Source organism: Allobosea sp. 05L423, from assembly GCF_056397745.1.
Window position 1 is genome coordinate 339,886 of record NZ_JBFTOA010000005.1, and the last position, 24,854, is coordinate 364,739.

24 protein-coding genes and 1 tRNA gene are annotated in these 24,854 nt (G+C 66.2%); 11 read left to right on the forward strand and 14 right to left on the reverse strand.

Going from position 1 to position 24,854, the window contains the following annotated elements:
• Positions 1-71 precede the first annotated feature (71 nt).
• On the reverse strand, positions 72-1,820 hold the full coding sequence (locus AC1DNE_RS15875; protein WP_476766627.1) for a cytochrome c biogenesis protein DipZ: 1,749 nt from the start codon (positions 1,818-1,820) through the stop codon (positions 72-74).
• A 170-nt stretch (positions 1,821-1,990) separates the two neighbouring features.
• Positions 1,991-2,761 (reverse strand): alpha/beta fold hydrolase, encoded by a 771-nt coding sequence (locus AC1DNE_RS15880; RefSeq protein ID WP_441469476.1) that lies wholly within the window; start codon positions 2,759-2,761, stop codon positions 1,991-1,993.
• Positions 2,762-2,993: 232 nt separating this feature from the next.
• Here AC1DNE_RS15880 and AC1DNE_RS15885 point away from each other — a divergent pair, with 232 nt between their 5' ends.
• Together AC1DNE_RS15885 and AC1DNE_RS15890 are read left to right on the forward strand one after the other, a co-directional pair.
• Positions 2,994-3,734: a response regulator gene (locus AC1DNE_RS15885; RefSeq protein ID WP_441469477.1), complete on the forward strand. Its 741-nt coding sequence runs from the start codon at positions 2,994-2,996 to the stop codon at positions 3,732-3,734.
• On the forward strand, positions 3,731-5,050 hold the full coding sequence (locus AC1DNE_RS15890; RefSeq protein ID WP_441469478.1) for an ATP-binding protein: 1,320 nt from the start codon (positions 3,731-3,733) through the stop codon (positions 5,048-5,050). The genes AC1DNE_RS15885 and AC1DNE_RS15890 overlap by 4 nt, the downstream gene beginning before the upstream one ends.
• An 84-nt stretch (positions 5,051-5,134) precedes the next feature.
• Here AC1DNE_RS15890 and AC1DNE_RS15895 read toward each other — a convergent pair whose 3' ends face one another.
• The 3 genes from AC1DNE_RS15895 to AC1DNE_RS15905 form a co-directional block, all read right to left on the reverse strand.
• Positions 5,135-8,314: an efflux RND transporter permease subunit gene (locus tag AC1DNE_RS15895; RefSeq protein WP_441469479.1), complete on the reverse strand. Its 3,180-nt coding sequence runs from the start codon at positions 8,312-8,314 to the stop codon at positions 5,135-5,137.
• Between the two features lie 143 nt (positions 8,315-8,457).
• Positions 8,458-9,657, reverse strand: coding sequence for an efflux RND transporter periplasmic adaptor subunit (locus AC1DNE_RS15900; protein ID WP_441469480.1), 1,200 nt, complete (start codon positions 9,655-9,657; stop codon positions 8,458-8,460).
• Positions 9,658-9,709: 52 nt separating this feature from the next.
• Complete coding sequence (locus AC1DNE_RS15905; RefSeq protein ID WP_441469481.1) at positions 9,710-10,546, reverse strand: alpha/beta hydrolase fold domain-containing protein; 837 nt, start codon at positions 10,544-10,546, stop codon at positions 9,710-9,712.
• Positions 10,547-10,655: 109 nt separating this feature from the next.
• Between AC1DNE_RS15905 and AC1DNE_RS15910 the strand changes: the two genes are divergently transcribed.
• Positions 10,656-11,660, forward strand: a complete 1,005-nt coding sequence (locus tag AC1DNE_RS15910; protein WP_441469482.1) for a LysR family transcriptional regulator — start codon at positions 10,656-10,658, stop codon at positions 11,658-11,660.
• A 47-nt stretch (positions 11,661-11,707) separates the two neighbouring features.
• Here AC1DNE_RS15910 and AC1DNE_RS15915 read toward each other — a convergent pair whose 3' ends face one another.
• Positions 11,708-12,133 (reverse strand): DUF1330 domain-containing protein, encoded by a 426-nt coding sequence (locus tag AC1DNE_RS15915; protein ID WP_441469483.1) that lies wholly within the window; start codon positions 12,131-12,133, stop codon positions 11,708-11,710.
• 15 nt (positions 12,134-12,148) lie between these two features.
• The gene (locus AC1DNE_RS15920; protein ID WP_441469484.1) at positions 12,149-12,961 is read right to left on the reverse strand and encodes a crotonase/enoyl-CoA hydratase family protein; all 813 of its coding nucleotides are present in this window, start codon (positions 12,959-12,961) and stop codon (positions 12,149-12,151) included.
• Between the two features lie 84 nt (positions 12,962-13,045).
• On the opposite strand from AC1DNE_RS15920, the gene AC1DNE_RS15925 reads away from it, so the two are divergent.
• The 3 genes from AC1DNE_RS15925 to AC1DNE_RS15935 all read left to right on the forward strand — a co-directional run bounded on the left by AC1DNE_RS15925 (position 13,046) and on the right by AC1DNE_RS15935 (position 14,477).
• The gene (locus tag AC1DNE_RS15925; RefSeq protein ID WP_441469485.1) at positions 13,046-13,630 is read left to right on the forward strand and encodes a TetR/AcrR family transcriptional regulator; all 585 of its coding nucleotides are present in this window, start codon (positions 13,046-13,048) and stop codon (positions 13,628-13,630) included.
• Between the two features lie 80 nt (positions 13,631-13,710).
• Positions 13,711-13,989 carry a hypothetical protein gene (locus AC1DNE_RS15930; RefSeq protein ID WP_441469486.1) on the forward strand — a complete coding sequence of 93 codons (279 nt, stop codon included), beginning with the start codon at positions 13,711-13,713 and terminating at the stop codon, positions 13,987-13,989.
• Positions 13,986-14,477 (forward strand): YbaK/EbsC family protein, encoded by a 492-nt coding sequence (locus AC1DNE_RS15935; protein ID WP_441469487.1) that lies wholly within the window; start codon positions 13,986-13,988, stop codon positions 14,475-14,477. Before AC1DNE_RS15930 ends, AC1DNE_RS15935 begins: the two co-directional genes overlap by 4 nt.
• A gap of 3 nt (positions 14,478-14,480) precedes the next feature.
• Here AC1DNE_RS15935 and AC1DNE_RS15940 read toward each other — a convergent pair whose 3' ends face one another.
• Positions 14,481-15,284: a DUF72 domain-containing protein gene (locus AC1DNE_RS15940; protein WP_441469488.1), complete on the reverse strand. Its 804-nt coding sequence runs from the start codon at positions 15,282-15,284 to the stop codon at positions 14,481-14,483.
• A gap of 187 nt (positions 15,285-15,471) precedes the next feature.
• On the opposite strand from AC1DNE_RS15940, the gene AC1DNE_RS15945 reads away from it, so the two are divergent.
• On the forward strand, positions 15,472-15,915 hold the full coding sequence (locus AC1DNE_RS15945) for a helix-turn-helix domain-containing protein (protein ID WP_441469489.1): 444 nt from the start codon (positions 15,472-15,474) through the stop codon (positions 15,913-15,915).
• Between the two features lie 207 nt (positions 15,916-16,122).
• Here AC1DNE_RS15945 and AC1DNE_RS15950 read toward each other — a convergent pair whose 3' ends face one another.
• From AC1DNE_RS15950 to AC1DNE_RS15970, 5 genes are all read right to left on the reverse strand, one after another.
• Complete coding sequence (locus AC1DNE_RS15950) at positions 16,123-16,458, reverse strand: hypothetical protein (RefSeq protein WP_441469490.1); 336 nt, start codon at positions 16,456-16,458, stop codon at positions 16,123-16,125.
• Entirely contained in the window at positions 16,458-17,342 is an 885-nt protein-coding gene (locus AC1DNE_RS15955) for a DUF6772 family protein (RefSeq protein WP_476841117.1), read from the reverse strand. Before AC1DNE_RS15955 ends, AC1DNE_RS15950 begins: the two co-directional genes overlap by 1 nt.
• A gap of 3 nt (positions 17,343-17,345) precedes the next feature.
• Positions 17,346-18,173 (reverse strand): carbohydrate ABC transporter permease, encoded by an 828-nt coding sequence (locus AC1DNE_RS15960; RefSeq protein ID WP_441469492.1) that lies wholly within the window; start codon positions 18,171-18,173, stop codon positions 17,346-17,348.
• On the reverse strand, positions 18,166-19,038 hold the full coding sequence (locus AC1DNE_RS15965; protein ID WP_476841118.1) for a carbohydrate ABC transporter permease: 873 nt from the start codon (positions 19,036-19,038) through the stop codon (positions 18,166-18,168). Before AC1DNE_RS15965 ends, AC1DNE_RS15960 begins: the two co-directional genes overlap by 8 nt.
• Before the next feature lie 154 nt (positions 19,039-19,192).
• On the reverse strand, positions 19,193-20,317 hold the full coding sequence (locus AC1DNE_RS15970) for a mandelate racemase/muconate lactonizing enzyme family protein (RefSeq protein ID WP_441469494.1): 1,125 nt from the start codon (positions 20,315-20,317) through the stop codon (positions 19,193-19,195).
• 110 nt (positions 20,318-20,427) lie between these two features.
• On the opposite strand from AC1DNE_RS15970, the gene AC1DNE_RS15975 reads away from it, so the two are divergent.
• From AC1DNE_RS15975 to AC1DNE_RS15990, 4 genes are read left to right on the forward strand one after another with little or no spacing between them, the layout of a single operon-like run.
• The gene (locus AC1DNE_RS15975; protein WP_441469495.1) at positions 20,428-21,219 is read left to right on the forward strand and encodes a FadR/GntR family transcriptional regulator; all 792 of its coding nucleotides are present in this window, start codon (positions 20,428-20,430) and stop codon (positions 21,217-21,219) included.
• Positions 21,191-22,486, forward strand: coding sequence for an ABC transporter substrate-binding protein (locus AC1DNE_RS15980; RefSeq protein ID WP_441469496.1), 1,296 nt, complete (start codon positions 21,191-21,193; stop codon positions 22,484-22,486). Before AC1DNE_RS15975 ends, AC1DNE_RS15980 begins: the two co-directional genes overlap by 29 nt.
• A 57-nt stretch (positions 22,487-22,543) precedes the next feature.
• Positions 22,544-23,833, forward strand: a complete 1,290-nt coding sequence (locus tag AC1DNE_RS15985; RefSeq protein ID WP_441469497.1) for an ABC transporter substrate-binding protein — start codon at positions 22,544-22,546, stop codon at positions 23,831-23,833.
• The gene (locus tag AC1DNE_RS15990; RefSeq protein ID WP_476803714.1) at positions 23,833-24,582 is read left to right on the forward strand and encodes an SDR family NAD(P)-dependent oxidoreductase; all 750 of its coding nucleotides are present in this window, start codon (positions 23,833-23,835) and stop codon (positions 24,580-24,582) included. Before AC1DNE_RS15985 ends, AC1DNE_RS15990 begins: the two co-directional genes overlap by 1 nt.
• A gap of 176 nt (positions 24,583-24,758) precedes the next feature.
• Here AC1DNE_RS15990 and AC1DNE_RS15995 read toward each other — a convergent pair.
• A tRNA-Met gene (locus tag AC1DNE_RS15995) sits at positions 24,759-24,835 on the reverse strand.
• Positions 24,836-24,854 lie beyond the last annotated feature (19 nt).

Here is a 24,854-nt window from a genome sequence, read left to right on the forward strand (position 1 = left end):
GGGGCCGCTTTTCCTTCATATGGCTTGCCGACAAAGGCCCCGCTTTGCAGCGGGGCCTTTGCTTTCAGCTCTCAGCCGAAGGTGAAGGCGTAGGCCTCCACGCCCGGATCGAGGAAGTGGATCTCGAAGAGGCGCTCCCTGACATCGCCGGTCTGGCGGACGAGCTGGTAGAGTCGGGTTTCCCAGACCGCGCCGTTGCCCTCCGCGTCAACATCGGCGCCATGGTCGGCACCGGGCGCGGCCCCGTCGATCGCGACCTTGAACCGCACCGGCTTGCCGCCCGGTCCGGGCCCGAGCACCAAGTGAAGATCCCGCGCGCTGAAGCGATAGGCGATGCCGCCGCCAGCGCGTCCGAGGCCCGCGCTCTCCCCGGCGATCGTCCAATTGCCGTTCAGGCCCCATTGATTGAGCCTCAGTTTCCTGACGCTGTAGTCCTGCGGCCGGTCGCCCGCGACGCCTTCGGGCGAGGCGAAGCCCGCAGCCTTCAGATAACCCAGATAGCCCTCGCCCGAGCGAATATTGCCGAGATCTGCCGGGGCCTGGGCTCCCCGCGCGAGTGGGGTGACGAGCTCCGCCTGAGCCTCGCGACGGCCGGCTGCTTCGGCAAGGAGGTCCTGAATGACCCGCTCCGAACGCGCCTCGCCGCCTTCGCCGAACTGGCTGTGGCGGATATGCCCCTGCGCATCGACGAAGTAGAGCGCTGGCCAGTAGCTGTTGCGGAAGGCGCGCCAGATCCGGAAGTCGTTATCGACCGCGACCGGGTGGACGATGCCGAAGCGGGCGATCGCCTGCCGGACGTTCTCGACCTTCTTCTCGAAGGCGAACTCCGGGGTATGGACGCCGACCACGACAAGGCCCTGGTCCCTGTACTTTTCCGCCCAGGCGCGGACATAAGGCAGGGTGCGGATGCAGTTGATGCAGGAATAGGTCCAGAAATTGACCAGCACGACCTTGCCGCGGAGCTGCTCGGCGCCCAGCGGATCCGCGTTGAGCCAGCCGGTCGCGCCGTCGAGGCCGGGGGCCGCACCATAATCCGGCAGATTGCTGCGATAGGGCTGAGAGGCATTCTCTGCCGTGCGGGGCTGTCCGGCCTCGGCCCGACGCGGACCGAGCGCATCCAGCAGCCTTTGCTCGATGCCGACGGTGCCGGCGAAGGAGAGCCGGGTCAGGAAGCCCGTATCGAGGCCGAAGCCGATCGCCAGCACGCTCGCGAGAACAGCGACGCCGACGCCCTGCCGAACACGCTCGCCAACCCCGAGCGAACGCTTCAGCGCGGCAAGGACCTGACCACCGGCCCGGAGCGCCAGCGCGAGCGAGGTTGCGGCACCCGCAGCATAGGCGGCCAGCAGCAAAGCCGTTTCGGATGAGGCTCCGTGCAGCGCGGCGCCGGTCAGCACGAGGCCCAGGATCGGGCCCGCGCATGGTGCCCAGAGCAGCCCGGTCGCGACGCCGAGCAGAAGCGAGCCGCCAACGGAACGGGCTCCCGCTTCGTCGCTCGCGGAAAGCCGCTGGCCGAGCGCGACGATGGGACGGGTGAAGATTGCGGCCGCCCGCTGTGAGACGAGCGCGACACCGAACAGCGCGAGCAGAGCAAGCGCCGCATCGCGCCCGACCTCGTTCACCTGCACGGCCCAGCTTCCGCCGATGGCGGCGAGGCTGGCGACACTCGCGAAGGTCAGCGCCATGCCGATCAGCATCGGCAGGGAGCTGCGGATGAAAGGTTGGTCGGCGCGCGAGAAGACGAACGGCAGGATGGGAAGGATGCAGGGGCTGAGGATCGTCAGCACGCCGGCGAGATAGGAGATGACGAACAAGGTCATGGCTGGTCCTCTCAAAGGCGGCGGTGGCGCTTCTTTCGAGGCCTCCGCCGAATGCACCAGCACTCAGCCCCAGCGACGTATCTCCGATATTTCTCCGAGAGGCCGATCTGTAACGCTCTGTAGCAACGGCGCCGGGCGAGCGGTCGTAACGCTCGCCGGGTGCTCTGCCGCTACCGGGACACGGCTCCGGCCGCCTCGGCGATCAGCTCCGCGACCTCGGCCGGCTTCGAGGCATAGACGGCGTGGCTCGCGGCCACCTCCCGCACCGTGCTGCCGGCCCGCGTTGCCATGTCGCGTTCGAGCGCGGGATTGATCGAGCGGTCGTCGCTCGCCACCAGCGCCCAGCTCGGCTTGCTCTTCCAGGCCGGCTCGCCGGCCTCGGTGGCGAAGGCCGCCTGCGCGGCGAACACCTGCGAATGGGCGAGGAACGCGGCTTCCGCCTTGGGCAGATCGGCCGCGAAGACCGCAGCGAAACGCGCCGGATCGAGATAGAGATAGCCGTCCGCCGTCGCCTTGATCGCGTCGGGCGCAGCATTCGGCACCGGCTTGCTGCCGGCGAGCTTCGCCAGGCTCTCGCCCTTTTCCGGTTGGAAGGCGGCGATATAGACCAGCCCCGCGACCTTCGGGTCGTTGCCGGCATCGCTGATGACCATGCCGCCATAGCTGTGCCCGACCAGGATCGCCGGCCCATCCTGCAGCGCCAGCGCACGACGAGTCGCGGCGACGTCGTCCTGGAGCGAGGTCAGCGGCTGCTGCACGACGGTGACGTTGTAGCCCCTCGCGACCAGCCTGTCCGAGACCTTGCGCCAGCCGGAGCCGTCCGCGAAGGCGCCGTGGACGATGACGATGTTGCGGATGGCCGCGGCTTCGACGGCAGAACATGTGCCCGCGATCGGCAGCACGAGCGCGCCGATGACGGCCGAGATGAAACCCTTGCGCATTGAAGCTTCCTTCCTGTTCGCTGGAGGCGATGAAGCCAGGCAAACCGACCGAGGCGGCTGCGTGCTCCCCGGCACCCTGCCGAAAGGAGGCGAGAGGTTCGACGGGAACATTGTCCGCGCCGGTATCGGGGCGGAGAGCCGATACACGCGCTTACAATTCTCCCGCGGAAGGCCCGAGCAAACCGCCGAGGCTCTGCTATTTCTACCACGACAGAAGCCGGAAGCCTTGCTGATGGACCACATCGACCATGTGCTCGTCGTCGACGATGACCGGGAGATCCGGGATCTCGTCTCGAGCTACCTGAAGAAGAACGGGCTGCGCGTGACGACTGCCGCAGACGGGCGGCAGATGCGCGCCTTTCTCGACGCCGACCGCGTCGATCTCATCGTTCTCGATCTGATGATGCCGGGCGATGACGGGCTCGTGCTCTGCCGTGAATTGCGCGCGGGCAGGCACAAGACCACGCCGATCCTGATGCTGACCGCGCGCAGCGACGATACCGACCGGATCGTCGGGCTGGAGATGGGCGCCGACGATTATCTGGCGAAACCCTTCGTCGCGCGCGAGCTGCTGGCGCGGATCAAGGCCATTCTGCGCCGCACGCGCATGCTGCCGCCCAATCTGCAGGTGACGGAAGCCGGCCAGCTCATTGCCTTCGGCGATTGGCAGCTCGACACCACCGCCCGCCATCTGCTCGACAAGGAAGGCACTGCGGTGGCGCTGAGCGGTGCGGAATACCGCCTGCTGCGGGTCTTCCTCGACCATCCGCAGCGCGTGCTCTCCCGCGACCAGCTCCTCAACCTCACCCAGGGCCGCGAGGCGGAGCTCTTCGACCGCTCGATCGACCTGCTCGTCAGCCGTGTCAGGCAGCGCCTGCGCGACGATGCGCGCGAGCCCGCCTATATCAAGACCGTGCGCAGCGAAGGCTATGTCCTCGCCATGCCGGTCGAGATCGTGACGGCGCGGCAATGAGCGCCGCCGCCCGTATCGGCGGGTACCTGCACCTGCCTCGCACGCTGCGCTGGCGGCTTTTCCTCATCCTGTTCGCCGGCCTCGCGATCGCACACGCCCTGTCGTTCAGCCTGCAGTTCTACGAACGCACCATGAGCGCGAAGGCGACGATGTATACGACGCTGGAGAACGACGTCGCCACCTCGATCGCCCTGCTCGACCGTCTGCCGCCGGAAGAGCGCCCGCAATGGCTCGGCCTGCTGGCCCGGCGTACCTATCGCTACGAGCTCGGGCCGGGATTGCCCGGTGTCCCCGAACTCAGCCGGCGCGCGGCGGAAGTCGCTGAGACCATCAATGTCGCGGCCGGCAAGCGCTTCCCGGTCAGCGTCGAAAGCATCCCGGGCGAGCGTGAGCATCTGCAGGCTCATGTCACGCTCACTGACGGATCGCAGGTGACGATCGACATGCTGCCGGAGCTGATGCCGCTCGCGACCTGGCTGCCCTATGTGCTCCTCGCCCAGCTCTTCCTTCTCGTATTCTGCACCTGGCTCGCGGTCCGGCTGGCGATCAGGCCGCTGCTGCGGCTGGCCAGTGCGGCCGAGACCCTCGACCCCAATCGCAAGGGGGAGCGGCTCGCGGAGAGTGGCCCGGCCGAGGTCGCCTATGCGGCGACCGCCTTCAATGCGATGCGGGACCGGATCGCGCATTACCTGCAGGAGCGCGTCCAGATCCTCGCCGCGATCTCGCACGACCTCCAGACACCGATCACGCGCATGAAGCTGCGCGCCGAGATGGCGGAGGAGGGGCCGGAGAAGGACAAGCTCGTCAACGATCTCTCGGAGATCGAGCGGCTCGTGCGTGAAGGCGTCGCCTATGCGAAAAGTGCCCATGGCGATGCCGAGAAGCCGGCGCGCATCGATCTCGGCTCCTTCGTCGAGAGCATCGCCTTCGACTATCAGGACACCGGCAAGGCGGTCACGATGCCCGCGACGATCGACGCCGTCGTGGTGACGCGCCCGCATGCCTTGCGGCGTATCCTCACCAATTTGATCGACAATGCCTTGAAATTCGCCGGAGCGGCGGAGATCCAGCTCGAGAAGACGCCGGACGGAAGGCTGAAAATCCTCGTCCTCGATCGCGGACCCGGCATTCCCGCCGATCAGCTCGAAGCGGTCCTGCAGCCCTTCTACCGGCTCGAACAATCCCGCAATCGCGAGACGGGCGGAACCGGCCTCGGGCTCGCCATCGCCCAGCAACTCGCCGCGGCGATCGGCGGAAAGCTGACGCTGGCCAACCGCCCGGGCGGCGGCGTGATCGCCGAAGTGGCGCTGAGTTGAACCGGCCGCCGGGCGATCCGCGGTCGGGACGACGATACGCAGCGCAAGCTCTGCGCGCCGCGTATCGCAAGCGGGCTCGCCTCGTCACTCCGCAGCTTGCAGGAGCGGCGTCTCGATATCGTGCCGCACAAGCGGGCGGTTGCCCGCGAGCTTCCTCATCAGCACGTAGAACACCGGCGTCAGGAAGATGCCGAAGGCGGTGACCCCGATCATGCCGGAGAAGACCGCGATGCCCATCGCCTGCCGCATCTCGGCGCCGGCCCCGGTCGAGATGACCAGCGGCACCACGCCCATGACGAAGGCGAGCGAGGTCATCAGGATCGGGCGCAGGCGCAGGCGGCTGGCCTCGATCGCCGCGTCGACCGGCGTTCTGCCCTCGAATTCCAGCTCGCGCGCGAATTCGACGATCAGGATCGCGTTCTTGGCCGATAGTCCGACCAGCACGACGAGGCCGATCTGGGTGAAGACGTTGTTGTCCCCGCCCGAGAGCCAGACCCCGGTCAGCGCCGCGAGCAGGCCCATCGGGATGATCAGCAGGATCGCGATGGGCAGCGTCATGCTCTCGTACTGCGCCGCCAACACGAGGAAGACGAGCAGGATCGCGACGGGGAAGACGATCACCGCCGAGTTGCCGGCCAGGATCTCCTGATAGGTCAGTTCGGTCCATTCGAAAGCGAAGCCCTTGGGCAGGGTCTCCTTCGCGATGCGCTCCACCGCCTCCTGCGCCTGGCCCGAGGAGAAGCCCGGAGCCGCGCCGGCATTGATGTCGGCCGAGAGGAAGCCGTTATAGCGCATGGCGCGTTCCGGGCCGGAATCGGTGCGCACATTGAGCACCGCGCTGAGTGGGATCATCTCGCCCGTCGTCGAGCGCACCTTGAGCTGACCGATATGCTCGGGCTGGGCGCGGAAGGGCGCATCGGCCTGGACACGCACGGTGTAGGTGCGGCCGAAACGGTTGAAGTCGTTGACATAGGTCGAGCCGAGATAGGTCTGCAGCGTGTCGAACACCTCCGTCACGGGCACGCCGAGCTGGCGGGCCTTGGTGCGGTCGATATCGGCATAGAGCTGCGGAACGTTGACCTGGAAGCTCGAGAACATGCCGGCGATCTCCGGCGCCTGCGCGGCCTTGCCCATGAAGGCCTTGGTCGCTTCGTCGAGTGCGGCGTAGCCCAGGCCGGCGCGATCCTCGATCTGCAGCTTGAAGCCGCCGATCGTGCCGAGGCCCTGGACGGGCGGCGGCGGGAACATCGCGATGAAGGCCTCCTTGATGCCTGAGAACTCCTTGTTGAGCTGCATCGCGATGGCGTTGCCGCTCAAGGACGCGTCCTTGCGCTGGTCGAAGGGCTTCAGGCCGACGAAGACGATGCCGGAATTCGAGGAGTTGGTGAAACCGTTGATCGAGAGGCCGGGGAAGGAGATCGCGTTCTCGACGCCCGGATGCTTCAGCGCGATCTCGTCCATGCGGCGGATGACATCCTCCGTCCGGTCGAGGGTCGCGGCGTCCGGCAACTGGGCGAAGCCGACGAGATACTGCTTGTCCTGGCCGGGCACGAAGCCCGACGGCACCGCCTTGAACAGCACGCCGGTGAGGCCGAGCATGATGACATAGACCGCGAGCATCACTGCGCGATGCGAGATGACCCGGCGCACGCCGCCGCCATAGGCCTCCGAGGAGCGGTTGAAGAAGCGGTTGAAGGCGCGGAAGAACCAGCCGAACAGCTTGTCCATGGCGCGCGTCAGCCCATCCTTGGGAGCGTGATGGCCCTTCAGCAGCAGCGCCGCCAAGGCCGGTGACAGGGTCAGCGAGTTGATCGCCGAGATCACCGTCGAGATCGCGATGGTCAACGCGAACTGGCGGTAGAACTGCCCGGTCAGGCCCGAGATGAAAGCGAGCGGCACGAAGACCGCGACCAGCACCAGCGCGATCGCGATGATCGGGCCGGAGACCTCGCGCATCGCCTTGTAGGTCGCTTCGCGCGGCGAAAGACCGTTCTCGATATTGCGCTCGACATTCTCGACCACGACGATCGCATCGTCGACGACGATGCCGATGGCGAGCACCAGCCCGAACAGGCTCAGCGCATTGATCGAGAAGCCGAGGAGGTACATCACCGCGAAGGTGCCGACGACCGAGATCGGCACCGCGACGAGCGGGATGATCGAGGCGCGCCAGGTCTGCAGGAAGACGATGACGACGAGCACGACGAGCGCGACCGCCTCCAGCAGCGTCGAGATCACCGCCTTGATCGAGGCGCGCACGAACTGGGTGGTGTCGTAGACGATCGAGTAGTCGACGCCTTCCGGCATGTTCTGCTTGATCTCGCGCATCACCTCCTGCACGTGATCGGCGATCGCGATGGCGTTCGAGCCCGGTGCCTGGAAGACCGGTACGGCTACGGCCGACTTGCCGTTGAGCAGCGAGCGCAGCGCATATTCGGCGGCGCCGAGCTCGATGCGGGCGATGTCTTTCAGCCGCACGACCGCGCCGTCCGTGCCGGTCTTGACGATGATCTCGCCGAACTGCTCCTCGGTCTGGAGGCGGCCTTGCGCGTTCACCGAAAGCTGGAGGTCGAGGCCCGGCGCATTCGGCGAGGCGCCGATGACGCCGGCCGCGGCCTGAACGTTCTGGGCGCGGATCTCGCGCACGACGTCGCCGGGCGAGAGCCCGTGCTCGGCGACCTTCTGCGGATCGAGCCAGACGCGCATCGAATAGTCGCCCGAGCCGAAGAGCTGGACCTGTCCGACGCCGTCGATGCGCGCGAGCCGGTCCTTGACGTTCAGCACCGCGTAATTGCGCAGATAGGTCATGTCGTAGCGGCCGTTCGGCGAGGTGATGTGGACCACCATCGTCAGGTCCGGCGAGCTCTTGACCGTGGTGACGCCGAGGCGCCGCACCTCCTCGGGCAGGCGCGGTTCGGCCTGGCTGACGCGGTTCTGGACAAGCTGCTGGGCCTTGTCCGGGTCGGTGCCGAGGCGGAAGGTGACGTTCAGCGTCATGACGCCGTCGGTCGTCGCCTGGCTCGACATGTAGAGCATGCCCTCAACGCCGTTGATCTGCTCCTCGATCGGCGTCGCCACCGTCTCGGCGATCACGCGCGGGCTGGCGCCGGGATATTGCGCCCGCACGACGACCGTCGGCGGGACGACCTCGGGATATTCCGAGATCGGCAGGGCCCTGATCGAGAGCAGCCCGGCCAGGAAGATCAGGACGGAGAGGACCGCCGCGAAGATCGGCCGGTCGATGAAGAACTTGGAGAGATTCATGGGGCGCCCCTTCGGAGCGGTTATCTTGTTGGGAAAGCACCGTCATGCTCGGGCTTGACCCGAGTATCTCGGAAACCAGTGTCTTCTGGTCATGAGATTCTCGGGTCTGCGCTCCGCTTCGCCTGAGAATGACGGCTGTGGTCTCAGCGTTGAGCGAGTTCGGTCGCGGGCTTCCTGAGCTCGCTCTTCTGCGCCATCGGCACCGGCTCGGCTGCGACGGCTGCACCCGGCCGCACGCGCTGCAGCCCGTTGACGATGATGCGCTCGCCGGGCTTCAACCCGGCGTTAACGACGCGCAGCCCGTCATGCGTGGCACCGAGGGAAACCTCGCGCCACGCAGCCTTGCCGTCGTCGCCGACGACGAAGACGAATTTCTTGTTCTGGTCGGTGCCGACGGCGCGCTCGTTGATGACGAGCTGCGGCTCGGCCTTGGCTTGGCCGAGCTGCACCCGCACGAACTGGCCGGGCATCAGCTTGCCATTCGGATTGTCGAGCAGGGCGCGGGCCCGCACCGTGCCGCTGGCGCCGTCGATGCCGTTATCGACGAAATGCAGCCGGCCGCGGAACTGGGCCGCATCGGCGGTCGCCGTCATCAGCCGGACCGGGATCTGCTCCAGAGCGCGTGAACCGTCAGGCAGCGAGGCCAGCGCGTCGAGCACGCTGCGCTCGTCAGCATTGAAGGCCGCATAGATCGGATCGACCGAAAGCAGCGAGGTCAGCACCTGGCCGCCGGCCGCGATCAGGTTGCCGACGGTGACGTCGAGCCGGCCGATGCGACCGCTGATCGGCGCGCGGATCTGCGTGTAGTCGAGATTGAGCTGCGCCGTGCGGCGGGCAGCTTCGGCAGCGCGGAGATTGGCCTGGGCCTCGCGCAGAGCGTTCACGCGGGTGTCGAGGTCGCGCTGCGACAGGTTGCGGCTGGCGCTGAGCTGCTGGCCGCGCTCGTTCTCGCTCTCGGCAAGCGCGACGCGCGCCTGTGCGGCAAGCACCTGCGCCTGGACCCGCTCGAGTTCGGCGAGATAGGGCGCCTGGTCGATGCTGACGAGCAGATCGCCCTGCTTCACCAGATTGCCCTCGCGGAAATGCACGGCTTCGACGACGCCGGATACGCGCGAGCGCAATTCGACCCGCTCGATCGCCTCGAGTCGGCCCGAGAACTCGGCCCAGGGCACGATCTCCCGCGCCTCCACGGTCGCGACGGAGACCGGCACGGCGGGAGCGGGAGCGGGGGTGGTGTCGCCCTGCGCGCGGCCGCCGGAGAGGGCAAAGGCGATGACGGCAGTCAGTGCGACGGAGGCGGTGAGACCGGCCAAAAGGCCACGACGGTTCGTTCCCTGAATCATAGGGGTCGGTCCTTCCTTGAAAATGCTGGGAGATGATCGGAAAGAGGGCCCGCTAGGACGGCGCGGTCCGCTCATAGAAGGCGGCGATCTCGCCGCAGCTCTTGCAGAGGCAGGAGCCTTCCTCGGCCGCGTCCGCATAGGCTTGGGGCCAACGGGTCGGTGCGCTGAACTCGACATGGCGGACGGCGATGCCGGCCCGGCCGAGACGATCGGCGTATTGCGCGGCCTCGTCGCGCATCGGGTCGTCCTGCGCGCTGATTAGAAGGGCCGGCGGCAGGCCGGCGAGGCGCGTCGCCTGGAGCGGGGCGGCGTAAGGATGGGCGGCGCGCTCGGGTGTGCCGAGATAATCGGCCCAGCCATCGGCCCAGCGGCAACCGACCGGGCCCGCCTGCACGTCACGCAACGACGCGGTGCCGAGGCAGGCATCCAGCATCGGCGAGAACAGGATCTGGCCGGCAAGCGCCGGGCCGCCACGATCGCGCGCCATCATGGCCAGCGCCGCGGCGAGATTGCCGCCGGCTTCCTCGCCGGCGATGTAGAGCGGTGCGCCGCGTGTCGCCCAGCGAGACCGCCCTCTGGCAAGAGCCTCGAGCGCTCCATAGATGCGTTCGAGCGTCTCGGGGAAACGCTGGACCGGGGCGAGCGGATAGGAGAGCGAGAACACGACCGCGCCGGCCTCGGTCAGGGCCGTGGCAACGGCTTGCCCTTCCGCCGGCGAGCCGCTGTTGAAGTGGCCGCCATGGAGATGCAGCACGAGTCCGGCATCGTCCGGAACCTCGGCGGGAACATAGAGCCGGCCCGAGAAGGTCTCTCCACGGGCGCTCAGGCTTTCTTCCCGCCAGAAGACGGAAAGCACCGGCTGCAGCTTCTGCGCGGCGATCGCGGGCATTGACTCACCCTCGCTGTTGCGTTGCAGCACGAATTAGTGAATCGCCGTTTCGAAATAAATAAGCTATTCGCTCATTCATTATTCACAATCAGAAACAATCGAGCATCTCATGGACCAACTGACCGCCATGCGGGCGTTCGTGCGTGTCGTCGAGACCGGCACCTTCACCCGCGCGGCCGATCTCCTCGACATGCCCAAGCCGACTGTGACGAAGCTGATCCAGCAGCTCGAAACGCATCTGCGCGCCAAGTTGCTGAACCGGACGACGCGGCGCGTGACCGTGACCATGGACGGCGCGGCCTATTACGAGCGGGCATTGCGCCTGCTCGACGAATTGGCCGAGCTCGACGCCAGCCTCACGCTGGCGCAGGCGCGCCCGAGCGGCCGTCTCAGGGTCGATTGCAGTTCGGCGTTGGCGATCACCGTGATCATTCCGGCGCTGCACGAATTCCATGCCCGCTATCCGGACATCCAGCTCGATCTCGGCCTCAGCGACCGCCCGGCCGATCTCATCGGCGAGAACCTGGATTGCGCGGTGCGCGCCGGCGAGATCGCGGACCAGACCCTGATCGCCCGGCGGATCGGGGAAATGCAGCTCATCACCTGCGCCTCGCCCGACTATCTCGCCCGCTTCGGCACGCCGCGCCATCCGCGCGACATCGAAGACGGCCACCAGATCGTCGCCTATCGGCCGGCGCTCGGCGGCCGCGTGCTGTCGATGATCTATCAGAACCGGGCCGAAACGATCGAGATCAACGGTCGCTACACCATCTCGCTCAATGACGGCACGGGCTACCTCGCCGCCGGCCTCGCGGGCCATGGCATCGTGCAACTGCCGACCTTCATGGCCCGCGAGCCGATCGTGGACGGGCGGCTTGTGCCGCTCCTGCTCGATTGGTGCGCGGCGCCGAAGCCGCTTCACATCGTCTATCCGCCGAACCGGCACCTCAGCAACAAGGTGCGCGTTTTCGTCGACTGGCTGGCGGAGCTGTTTGCGAAGGACGATCTCGTCGGGAATGCGAATGGCGTTTCAATGCTCTGCCCGGCGCTGCAGTTCGCGGCCAAGCAAGCTGCCGACCAAGCCCCGGAAAGAGGCCTGGTCGGGACCGCCTGAGCCAAGGAGCGCGGCCGGTTGCCCGCACTGCTCGGGGCGCAGTCGCGTCACGCCGATCCATCGAAGCTCGTACCGCTGGGGAGGACGCCGAGCCGGATGAGGCGGCTATCGGCAACCGCCGCCATGCGATGCGCCATCGCTTCCCGGTAGGCAGGATCGCGCAGCATCTCGGCGAAAGCAGCGGCGCTGGGATATTCTGCGATGAAGCAGATATCCCAGCGCTCCTCCTCCGGGCCGATCATTCCGAGCTCGAATCCGCCCCGCCAGGCGATCCGGCCGCCGAGCCGGGTAAACACGGGTGCGCTGATCCGGCTGTAGCTGGCATAGGCCTCCGCGCCGGTCGCTTTCCGCCCGCCGGGATAGCGGGCTTCGGCGTGCAACCGGATCAGGTTGAGCATCTGAACCGGGCCCGGCCGGTTGTCTGCGCAAAAGTCGGCGAAGGTCTCGCGCGTGAAGGTCGTGAAAACCGTCATGCTTGGTCTCCCGGCCTAGGCGACGGCTTTGCGCGACCACGATCCGGGATAATCCGGCTTGCGGCGCGCGATCCAGGCATCGAGCCCTTCCCGCAGATCGGCGGTCGGCGCCATCCGGGCGAATTGCTCGCTTTCGACCAGGAGCCCCTCCGCAATGCTCTGGTTCAGGCCGCGCGTGACCGCCCGCAGGATGCTCGCTGCCGCGAGCGGCGAATGCCGCAGGATGCGGCTGGCCAGGTCGCGCGCAGCGGGCATGAGCCGGTCATGCGCTACGACCTGATTGACGAGGCCGAGCGCAAGGGCATGCTCCGGCGAAAACACGTCGCCGGTCAGCAGCAGCTCGAGCGCGCGCTTGCGTCCGGCGAGCCGGGGCAGGCGCTGGGTTCCGCCGAAAGTCGGCGGCATGCCGAGATTGATCTCCGGCTTGGCGAAGGAAGCGCGCTCGCTCGCGATCGCCAGCGGAACGGCCTCGGTGATCTCGCAGCCGCCGCCGAAGGCGAGGCCGTTGACCGCGGCGATGACCGGCTTGGGGAAGGCCTCCAGACGGGCCGTGAGCCGCTGGCCGCGTGCCACGAAGTCCCGCATGGCGACATCGGCGCCGCGAGCGACGCTTTGCGAGAATTCGTGGATATCGCCTCCGGCGGAGAAGGCGCGCTCGCCGGCGCCCGTCAGGATGACGGCCCGCACGCCGTCGTCGGTCTCGATCGCATCAAGCAGCGCGAGCAGGCGATCGATCAACGCGTAATTCAGGGCGTTGAGCCGGTCGGGGCGGTTGAGGGTGAGGGTCGCGATCGCATCGCGAGTCTCGATCAGGACGAGCTCGGCCATGGGCTGTTCTCCAGCAAGGTTGCCGGAAAAAGATCATCGCCATCGCGCTTGGTGTACACTCACTAGTCAGTATACATTGGCGACATGCCGGATGCCACGAACCCGACGCGCAAGCGCATTGTCGATGCCGCGACGAAGCTCTTCTATGCGGAAGGCATCGGCCGCGTCAGCATGGACGCTGTGGCCGAGAAGGCGGGCCTCACCAAGCGGACGCTCTACTATCATTTCAAGAGCAAGGACGATCTGGTCGCCGCCTATCTCGAAGCCCGAGATCAGCCCAACCTGAAGCAGATGGCTGGCTGGTTCGGGGCAGCCGATGGCGGGGTCGACGGCAAGGTCGAAGCGATCTTCGCCAATCTGGCCCGTGTCGCGAGGCATCCGAAATGGAAGGGCTGCGGTTTCCTGCGCACCGCCGCGGAACTGGCTGCCATGCCCGGTCACCCCGCCATCAAGGCGGGGGCACGGCACAAGGCGAACTTCGAAAACTGGCTGGCCGGCGAGATGCGGAGCCGCGGCCTTGCCGACCCGCAGGCCTTGGCCCGTGAAATCGTCCTGCTGATGGATGGAGCCTTTTCGATCATGCTGATCCATCGCAATCCGGATTATATCGAGGCGGCCGGCCGCGCCGCGGGATTGCTCGTCAGGACGCGCAACCCGGCAAATGAATGAAGCGCGAGTGTCTAGTGGCTCGTGCAAAAGAAGGTAATAAATTGTTATTCATCATGTTTTCGATTGAACGGGTTTGACGCATGCACACCGTCAAGGTCATCGGCATCGGCTTTGCCCTGCTCGGCATTCTGCTCGTCGCCGCGCCCCGGCTCGCCATCTCGGCCGGCCGGCCGATCGCATTCGCGGTCCGGCTGTTCCTGCCGCTCTGGCTGGCCGGCGCCCTCATCAACCTCTGGATCGGCGTCAGCCGGGCGGGCTATACCGTGTTGGAGGAAGCGCCGATCTTCCTCATCGTCTTCGGCGTGCCGGCGATCGCCAGCCTGCTGATCCTCTGGTTGACCTCGCGAATTGCCCGATGAGCCTTCAATCCGTCCGCGCCTTCTTCGCCGAACACGCTCCCGACATCGCCGTCATCGTGACCGATGAGAGCAGCGCCACCGTGCCGCTCGCCGCCGCGGCTCATGGCGTCGAGCCCGGCCAGATCGCCAAGACGCTCTCGCTGCGCATCGGCGAGGAGGTCGTCCTGGTCGTGACGCGCGGCGATGCGCGGCTCGACAACAGGAAGGCGAAGGCCGGGCTCGGCGGCAAGCCGCGCATGCTCGGCCAGGAAGAGGTCGAAGCCCTGACGGGGCACCCGGTCGGCGGCGTCTGCCCCTTCGGCCTCGCGACGCCGCTCAAGGTCTATTGCGACGTTTCGCTCAAGGCCTTCGACATCGTCGTCCCGGCAGCAGGCTCGACGCACAGCGCACTGCGAATCGCGCCGCAACGCATGGCCGAGCTGACTGAGGCCGAATGGGTCGATGTCTGCCAGGAGGTGGGCGCCCAGGAAGCCGTCGCGACCGCCTGAGGCTCAGCCCTTGGTTCGTGCGATCAGCTCCATCGCCGCCGCGGGATTACGGACCTTCCCGCCGCTGATCACGTAGAGGAAGACGTCGCGCTTCTGCTTGGGCGCGGCCGGTCCGACCGTCTCCAGCCCCTCCGGCACTCCGCCCTCAGCCCAATCCTGCGCTGCCTTGGCCCAGCGAGCGAGACCGGTCTCGGAATAACCCGTCGGCTCGGCTTCCTGCGTGCCCATGATGCGCGCATAGACGAAGGGCGCCGTCACATCCGCGATCTGCGTGTAATCGGCATCGGCCGAGGTGATGACGGCGACGCCGTACTCACGCAGCAGCGCGATGAAATCGGGCGTGCGGAAGCTGTCGTGCCGAACCTCGACGGCATGGCGCAGCGAGATGCCGTCCAGCTCCTTGGGCAACAGCTTGAGGAACGCCTCGAAATCCTCGGGATCGAATTTCTTTGTCGGCATGAACTGCCAATTGATCGGTCCGAGCTTGTGCCTGAGCTCGGTCAGTCCGCTGGTCAGGAATTTCTCGACCGAGGGACCGGCCTCAGCAAGCACGCGCCGGTTGGTGCAGAACCGCGAGCCCTTCAATGCGAAGACGAAATCCTCCGGCGTATCCTCGCGCCATTTCGCGAAGCTCTCCGGCTTCTGCGAACCATAATAGGTGCCGTTGATCTCGATCGAGGTGAGCTTGCTCGCAGCGTATTCGAGCTCGCGCTTCTGCGGCAGATCCTTCGGGTAGAAGGCTCCGCGCCAGGGTTCGTAGACCCAGCCGCCGATGCCGATATGGATCTTGCCTGCTTCGCACGCCATGGTCTGCTCCATCTCTCCGGATCTTCGATCCTGCCGCGGTGGCTCGTCACGCACCACCCGTTTTCAGCGATTGGCCATGCTCATGCTACTGCGGCTGGCGCGCCCCCCTGTCAGCAGAGGTGGACGCCTCGGAAGCCGCCGGCATAATGCGAGCGTCTCTCCCGTGGGTCGTGATTGAAAGCGCCCGATGAAACCGGAACTGACTCACGCCAATCGACATGTGGGTGACCGCCTTCGGCTGCTTCGCGGCAAGATGGGTCTCGCTCAGAAGGACATCGCCCGCCTGCTCGGTGTCTCGCATCAGCAAATCGGGAACTACGAGGATGGGTCTGATCGGCTGACCGCCGGCGCGATCTTCATTCTCTCTCAGCGGCTGGGCGTCGATCTGCATTTCTTCTTCGAAGGCTTAGCCGTGTTTCCATCGGCGGACGGCTTCGCCGAGGGGCCGGCGGCCGACTACGAGGCCGAGCCTGCGCCGCCACCGGAAAGCCACCGGCTGGACGAGGCGTTCGCGCGAATCCGTTCGCGAAAACAGCGGCTGCTCGCGATCCGTCTGGTCGAGGCCGTTGCGGCCGATGGAAAGAGCGAAGCAGAAGGCAAATCTGCCGACGCATCACAGGCGAATCCATAGACCGGGATGCACCCAGCAAGATTCGCTTGGAACAACGAAGCTGGCGTGGCGAACCGGCCGATGGCGCTCCATTGGCCGCGATTGAAACCGCAATCCGCGGCCGATCTCACCTTGCCCTTGCAGTCTGGAACGCAAGCGCCGGCAGCGAATGCAGCGGCCGCCTTGTCGACACTGACCGCCTCCTGAACGTTAGCTGCTGCGCCGTGATCAGGCTTTGAGGTGGAACGTCACGAGCAGGGTGATCTCGGAGCTCTCTTGCAGGGTCGCGGCAACGCGCAGGAAGTTGCCGAAATGGCTGAGCCGCTGAAACGTGACGGCGTCCTTCGCCGCAGGCAGGTCGAACTCCGAACCCTCGGCGCACCAATGCATCCCGTCTGCCGAAATTTCGACCCTGGCTTTCGGCAAGGGCCCCTTCGGCTCCTTGAGCGCACGGATGAAGACGATTGCTTCCTTCGCCCAGCCGGCCTCGTAGGGTTCGGTCGCGCTTGTCCCCGTCCAGATCTCGTTGCGGGCGACGACGGCGGTCAGGTTCTCGGGCAACATCAGAAATCCCCCGACAGGCAGACGGAGTCGAGATAGGCGAAGGCGCGCTTGTCGGTATCCGTCTCGGCGAAGAACGCGAGGTTCAGCATGCACCACAGATTCTTCATCGCGGGGATGCGGATGCAGTCGAATCCGTCCATCGCGAAGATGCGGTCGTTGACCTGGAAGCGCGTCGCCTGCATCGCGGCGAGGTCGAAATCCAAGCGCAGATAGTGCCAGTTCACCTTGGTCGGAATCTCGTTGTAGCAGAGCCTTTGCTCTCCGCCGGGCAGGTCCTCCCAGTCCTCGGGAGCGAGATGGTAATGCGTGATCGTCTTGCCGGCGGTCCCGATCGGCTTGATCGGCGTCGTCTTGCGCTTGAACTGCCAGCGCTGGATGTGCTGCCCGTCCTGCGCGTTGAGGAAGCGCAGATGCGGCATCACCCGGTCGCCCGGCCCTGAGGTGTCGCCGATCTGGAGGTCGTAAAGGAAGCCGAAGGAGCGGATATCGGTCTCCGAGAGCGCAAGCTCCGTCGCCTCCGGCTTGAAGGTGAAATAGGCCTCCAGCCGGATCGGCCCGGCCTTGCGGAAGGTCAGGCGCTTGATCGCGACGTTCTGCGCACCCTTTTTCGGCCGCGTCGCGATCTTCAGCGCATAGGAGCCGTCGACGCCGCCATGCGAGCCGAAATCCCAGTTCGGCAAGGTCGAGAGCATGGCGTGGCTGTGCTGGGCATAGCCCGGCAGCATCGCGTCCAGCGTATCCTCGTAATTGCCGACGAGTTGGGTCCAGCCGCTCATGCCGCGGTCGAAATCGTCGAGGCAGATGATCCGCGGCAGGGGATCGAAGCGGCTGAGTTGCGGATCGCTCTCGCGGATGGCGCGTCTGAGATCGTCGAGCTGGGTCATGGCTTACCCCTTCACCGCGCCGGCGGTCAGGCCCGCGACGAGGTGTTTCTGCATGAGGATGACGAAGGCGAGCACGGGCACGAGCTGCACGGTCGAGGCGGCGAAGAGCACGCCCCATTCGACGCCTTCGACGGCGCCGATCATCTCGGAGATCACCAATGGCGCGGTCTTCGCCTTGGTGGTCGTGAAGATGAACGCGAAGAGGAACTCGTTCCAGGCGTAGACGATGACGAAGACCGAGACCGCAAGCATCCCCTGCGCCGCCATCGGCAGGATGACGCGGGCGATGATCTGCATCTGCGAGGCGCCGTCCATCATCGCGGCCTCGTCCAGCTCGCGCGGGATCTGGTCGATGAAGGTCCGCATCACCACCGTCCCCAGCGAGACGAAGAAGGTGGCGTAGAGCACGATGAGCACGAAATGCGTGTCGTTGAGCCCGAGCCAGTTCACCACCGGGAACAGCGGCAGCGTGATCACGATCGGCGGGATCAGCCGGATGAAGATCAGGAAGAAGGCCGAGGCCTGCAGGCCGCGCGAGGCGAAGCGCGAATAGGCGAAGCCGGCGAGCAGGGAGACGCCGACCGCGAGCAGCGTCGCGCCCACCGTGACGAGGAGGCTGTTCCACAGGCCGAAGAAGAAATCGCCCCAGCGGCTCCACAGCGCCTGGTAGTTCGCCAGCGTCGGCGCGAAGGAAAAGGCGCCGGCGGTCGAGAAGATGTCGCGATCGGCCTTGAAGGAGGACATCGCGATCAGCCCGATCGGCACGAGCGACCAGGCGACAACCGCCAGCACGCCGACGAGCTTGAGGAGATGGCGCAGAAGCTTAGGCACGCGCAAACATCTCCTTGTAGAGCCGGCGCAGATAGAACAGCGCGAGCAGGAGCGAGGCGAGCACGAGCAGCCAACCTGTGGCGGCGGCGGAGCCGAAGGCGTTGTACCGGAAGGCCTCGAGATAGAGATAGACCGCCATCACCTCGGTCGAGCGCGCCGGGCCGCCGCCGGTCATCAGCCAGACCTCGGAGAATAGGCGGAAGGCGAAGATGTAGCGGAACAGCGCGGCGATCAGCAGCGCCGGCATCAGCAGCGGCAGCGTAATGCGACTGAACGACGTCCAGGCCGAGGCGCCGTCGATCGAGGCGGCCTCATAGAGATCGGTCGGAATCGAGAGCCGCGCCGCATAGAGGATGATGAACGAGAAGGGCAGGTGCAGCCAGATCGAGAGCAGGCTGACCATGGCGAAGCCATGGCTCGGATTCACAGCCCATTCGATCGGCGGCAGGCCGATGGTGGCCAGAAGCCGGCTCATCATCCCGACATCCGGCTCGAACAAATAGCGCCACATCACCACCGCCGAGACCTCGCTCACCGCATAGGGCGCGAGCACGATGGCGAGCAGGAGAGGGCGAAACGGCACGCCCGAGGCGAAGAACAGCGCCATGCCGAGCCCGATCAGCAACTCGACATGCACGACCACGGCGACGACGATCACAGTGTTCAGCAGCGCCTTCCAGAAATAGGGGTCGGCCAGCACCTTGGCGTAATTGGCGAGGCCGACGAATGTCGCCTGCTGGCCGAAGGAGGACTGGTTGAGGCTGAGCCAGAAGACATAGATCGCCGGCAGGAAGATGATGCCGCCGATCATGAGCTGAACCGGAGTGACCAGCGCGATCGCCGAGAGGGGTGTTTTTTGCTTCATCCGCGCCTCCCCACCCTGGTCATCCCGGGCGAAGCGCAGCGCAGACCCGGGATCCATGCCTGAACCGTTCCGGAATGGATTCCGGATCGGCGCGGCTTCACCGCTTGTCCGGGATGACCCGGGAGGTAATGGGGTCCCAAAGCCCTGCGCATCGTCACGCGATCCTGAAGCGCTTCAGCGCCTCGCGGTCGATCTCGATGCCGAGGCCGGGCCCTTGCGGGATCGCGAGCTTGCCATCGACGAGCTGCGAGCCTTCGCCGACGAGCGGATACGTGAAGGCATCGCGCAGCGGGTTCTCGTAGACCATGCATTCGAAGGTGCGGAAGCTCTCCGCAGCCGCTGCCAGTTGCAGGCTCGCGGCGACGCAGATCGCGCCCGACCAGCCGACATGCGGCGCATAGGCGGTATTGAAGGCCGCGGCGAGCTCGGCGATGCGCCATGTCTCGGTGATGCCGCCGGAGCGCGTGACGTCCGGCTGGATCAGGCCGAGGGAGCGATCCTGCAGCATGGTCAGCGCCTCGCCCGCGACGAAATCGCTCTCGCCCGCGGCGAGCCGGATCGGCAGATGCTGCGCGAGGCGCCGGTAGCCCTCACGATCATGCGGGGCGATCGGCTCCTCAAAGAAGCCGTAGCCGAGATCGGCGAGCGCCCGCCCGACGATCAGCGCGTCGTCGACGTCATAGGCCCAGTTCGCATCCACATAGAGCGCGATGTCGTCGCCGGCGAGCCTGCGGATCAGCTTGGCCCGCGCCACCGCATCCTTGAGCGGGTGGCCAAGCTTGACCTTGATCTCGCGGAAGCCGGCCTTCAGCGCCGCCGCGACCTCGGCCTCGACCGTCGCATCGTCTAGCCAGTTGATAGAGGAGGCATAGGCCGCAACCTCCTTGCGCCCCATCCCCCCGAGCAACCGATGAATCGGCTCGCCCGCCTGCTTTCCCGCGATGTCCCAGAGCGCGATATCAATCGCCGCGATCGCCTCGACGACCTGCCCGCCAGGGCGGCCGGAGAGGGCGGCACGCATCGCCTTCCAGAGCGCTCTGCGGTCGGCAGCGTCGCGCCCGATCAGTCGCGGAACCAATGCTTCCTCGATGAAGCGCGCGTAGCCGGCAGCGCCGCGCCGGCACAGCCCCTCGCCGAAACCGACGGTTCCGTCCTCGGTCTCGATCTCGACCACGACGATCTCGATCGCGGGGTAGTCGCCCTGCGAGGTCCGCTGGACCTTGGGCAGCGTCGCCCGCAACGGATGGACATCGACTTTGGCGATGCGGCTGGCCGACATGCGGCATGACCCTCCCGAGACGCGTCGCTGAACGACATATACTTATCTGATAGGTTGAACAGTTGCCAAGGAATGCGGCATCTGTCAATGATCGCCACCGGAGGACATTGATGAGCGATCTCGCCCGTGCCGTGCTGGATACTGACGACCCGTTCGCAGGCGGCGATGTCGTGCCGATGCGCCTCGGCGATGCCGTGATCCAGCGCATCACCCAGGCGATCCATGAGGGCCGGCTGAAGCCAGGCGACTCCCTGCCTTCGGAAGCGCGCATCGCGGCCTCCTTCGGCGTCAGCAAGCCGATCGCGCGCGAGGCCATCCGGCAGCTTGCGGCAATGGGCGTCGTGCATATCCAGCAGGGTAAGCCGACGCGGGTGCAGGCGCTCGATGCCGCCCCGCTCGACCGCTTCTATCGCTTTGCCGTGCGCGGCCGCGCCAATGGCCTGACCGAGGCGGTGGAACTGCGTCGCATCCTCGAGCCGCCGATCGCGGCGCATAGCGCCGAGCGCCGCTCGGCCGAGGATATCGAGAAGCTCGACCTCATTCTGGCCCGCATGGAGGATGCGCTCGGCAATGTGCCGCGCTGGATCGAGGCCGATCTCGACTTTCATGAGGCGGTGGCGGCCTCATCGGGCAACCGCCTGCTCGATTTCCAGATCCGGGGCCTCAGGCCGGTCATTCGCGAAGTGATGGAGATCTTCAACTCGCGCGAGGCGCGCGGTCCCGACGACTGGCAGCGCACTTTCGAGCGGCATGTCCGTGTCGTCGACGCGATCCGGGCCGGCGATCCCGCCGCAGCCTCTGCCGCCATGAACAAGCATTTCGAAGCGGCAGAAGCCGCCATCGCGGAACTCGCGAACCACAGGGAGGATCACCATGAGCCAGAGGACGACGCTCGACCGTAGACAGTTCGGGGCCGGCATCCTGGGGTTGAGCTTCGCCGGGCTCGGCAGCGCGGCGCAGGCGCAGAGCGGCCCGTTCAACGTCTTCACTCACCGCGTCATGCAGACAGTCGCGACCGGCGCGCAGGGCGGCGACATAACCAAGGACTGGGCGCAGAAGAACGGCGTCACCGTCCAGTGGACCACCTTCGACACCGGGCCTCTGCAGGAGCGGCTGTTCCGCGAGGCAAGCCTCGGCGAGACTTCCGTCGATGTCGGCTTCGTCGTCAATACGCAGGTTGTGCCGCGCGCCGCGACCCTGTTCGAGCCGCTCGACGATTACCTCAGGAAGGATCCGGTCGAGGACCCGGCCGACATCTTTCCCGGCCTGATGCAGGGCATGAAGGTCGGTGGCCACCAGCTCGCCGTCCCCTTCCGCCACGCCTCCTCCGGCCTGCACTACAATGAGGAAATCCTGGCCGAGAAGGGCTTCTCCAAGCCCCCGGCGACGATCGAGGAGATGATCGAGATCGCCAAGGCCTGCAGCTATCGCCGCAGCGACGGCACACAGGTCGTGGGCTTGTGCACGCCGGGCGTGACCTACCCCAATGTGATCGACCTCGCCCGCGCCTGGGATGGCGACTTCATCACTCCCGACTTCAAATGCGTCGCCGACCAGCCGCCGATGCTGAACGCGATCCGCACCTTGCGCGAGCTTTTCCAGATCAACGCCTTCCCGCGCAATTTCGCGACACTCTCGCCCGAGGACGTCAATGTCTGGATGCAGCAGGGCCGGGCCGCAATGAGCCTGCAGAGCATGGGCCGCAACCGCATCTACAACGATCCGCAGAAATCGAAATTCCCCGGCAAGATCAATACCATCGCGGTCCCGGCCTCGAAAACGCTCGCCGGCAAATACGATGCTGCCCCGGCGAAGGTCGAGTTCTGGGGCATGGTCATTCCGAAGAACGCCAGGCGCAAGGACCTCGCCTGGAGCTTCATCAAGGCGATGACCGCCAAGGATGCGACGCTGAAGGCCGCGCTCAACGGCAACGGCCCGGTGCGCGCCTCGACCTATGCGGACCAGGGCTTCGCCGGTACCGTGCCCTATGCCGCCGAGGAACTGAAGGTGCTCAAGGTCGCGCGCGTGCCGATGCCGGCCTTCGACGAAGCCGCGCGTGCCGGCGACCTGTTCAAGGAAGAGGCGGAAGCCGCCGTGCTTGGCATGAAGACGCCTGCGGAGGCGATGGCCTCGCTGGTCAAGCGCGTGCAGCCGCTGCTGCCGGCCTGAACGACCGACAAAAGCGGCGCGATGACAGCGTCGAAACAACATCCCGGAGGACAATCGATGACATCCCGCGTCTCGCGCCGCCGGTTCGGCGCGCTCACTGGTGCCGCGGCCGCCGCGGTGCTTCTCCCGCGCAGCGTCTTTGCCCAGGCGAAGACGCTGACCGCGCTCGGCCACCGAGTCCATCAGACCGCAGCCACGACCGGTCCCGGCGGAGACGCGACAGAAGCCTTCCGGAAGGCCAGTGGCACCGATGTGAACTGGGTCACCTTCGGCGACGTCAACGCCGTGCATGAGCGATTGCTGCGCGAAGCCTCGCTGTCGGAGACCTCGATCGACGTCGCCTATCTCGTCAACGGTCGGGCGGTTCCGCGCAACCTGCAGCTCTTCGAGCCGCTCGACGCGCTGATGAAGCAGGCTCCGATCGAGGCCTTCGACGATTTCGCGCCCGGCCTGATCGCGCCGCTCAAGGTGGGCGATGCGCTGCACGGCATCCCGGTTCGCCATGCGACCAATGCCCTGATCTACAACGAGGCCCTGCTCGAGGAGCGCGGCGTCACCAAGCTGCCGACGACATTCGAGGAGCTGACGGAACTCGCCCGCAAGCTGACTTTCAAGCGCGAGGATGGCACGCAGGTCTATGGCCTCGCCTTCACCGCCGTCTTCGCCTCGAATTTCCTGACGCTCGCCCGCTGCCTCGGCGGCGACTACATGACATCAGACGGCAAGATCATCGCGGCCGAGCCGCCGATGGTGAAGACGCTCACTTTGCTCGCCGATTTCTACAAGGCCGGCGTGCTCCCGCGGAATTTCGCGACGGTGAACAACGAGGAGATCACGACCTGGATGCAGCAGGGCCGCGCGGCGATGACGATCAATCCCTTCGCTCGTCTCGTCACCTATAACGACCCGTCCAAGGGCAAATATGGCGGGCGCTTCAAATCGCTGCTGCCGCCGATGGCCGCCGACCTTTCCGGCAAGGTCGCCTTCGCGCCGACAGTCGAGTTCTGGTCGCTGATGATCCCGAAGAATGCCAAGCAGAAGCCCCTGAGCTGGAAGTTCATCCGCGCTTTGTCCTCGAAGGCAGGCACGACCGCCATGGCGCTGAACGGCAACGGCCCGGTCCGCATCTCGACTTATGCCGATGAGAAGCTCAAGGCGGCGATGCCATATGCAGCCGACGAGGCCGCCGCGCTCAAGGCCTCGCGCATCCATCTGCCCGCCTTCGACGAACAAGCGCGCGCCCACGACATCTTCATCGAGGAGACACAGGCTGCCGTGCTCGGCCGCAAGCCGGCGCAGCAGGCGATGGACGATGCGACGGCGCGCGTGAAGCCGCTGCTCGGCTGATGGCAGGCGCGCTTTCCGGGCGTGTTGCGCTCGTCACCGGCGCCGCCCGAGGGATCGGCCTTGCAATTGGGAGCGCTCTAGCAGGCGCGGGCGCGCGCCTTATCGTCCACGACCGCGACGACGAGGCCGAAGCTGTCGCGCGCCGGCTCGGCGGCGAGGACGGTGGCGCTACGGCGCTCATCGCCGATCTCGCACAGCCGGGCGCTGTCCGCGACATCGTGGGCAAGCTTGGGCGGCAAGCGCTTTCACCCGATATTCTCGTCCTCTGCGCCTCGGTGGAGGTTCGCCAGACACTCGACGCTTTGAGCGACGATGCCTTGGCGGCGCAGAGCGAAGTCAATCTGCACGCGACGGCGCGGCTTCTGAAAGCCTTCCTGCCCGGCATGCAGGCCCGGGGCTTCGGCCGCGTCATCGCGATCGGTTCCGTGCAGGAGGCGCGCGCCAATGCCGATTGCCTCTACTATGCCGCCACCAAGGCCGCGCAGACGAACATGATGCTTAACCTCGCACGCACCACACGGGCAGATGATATCACCTTCAACATCATTCAGCCGGGCGCCATCCGCACCGATCGCAACCGCGCGATTCTTGCGCAGCCTGGTCGGGAACAGCAGGCTCTCGCGCAAATCCCCCTCGGCCGGGTCGGCCGCGCCCGGGACTGCGCCGGGATCGCGCTTCTGCTCTGCTCACCGGAGGGCAGCTATATCAACGGTGCCACAATCGCGGTGGATGGTGGGATGAGACTTTGATCGCTGAGGTTGTCGGCGTCGCTAGAGGCTAAGCCGTGTGGTGCCGGCTGGTGCTCCCTGGCGTGCAGGATCTGAGTTGTGGCGTCTGGCTGGAGTTTTCTGGCGACTTGGCGCGGATGCTGAGCTTGCGCTCTGAACGATCGAAAGCCCGCCTTTTGAGGGGCGGGCTTTTGATTTGGTTGCGGGGGCCAGATTTGAACTGACGACCTTCAGGTTATGAGCCTGACGAGCTACCGGGCTGCTCCACCCCGCGTCAACGATTGGGCCTTAGG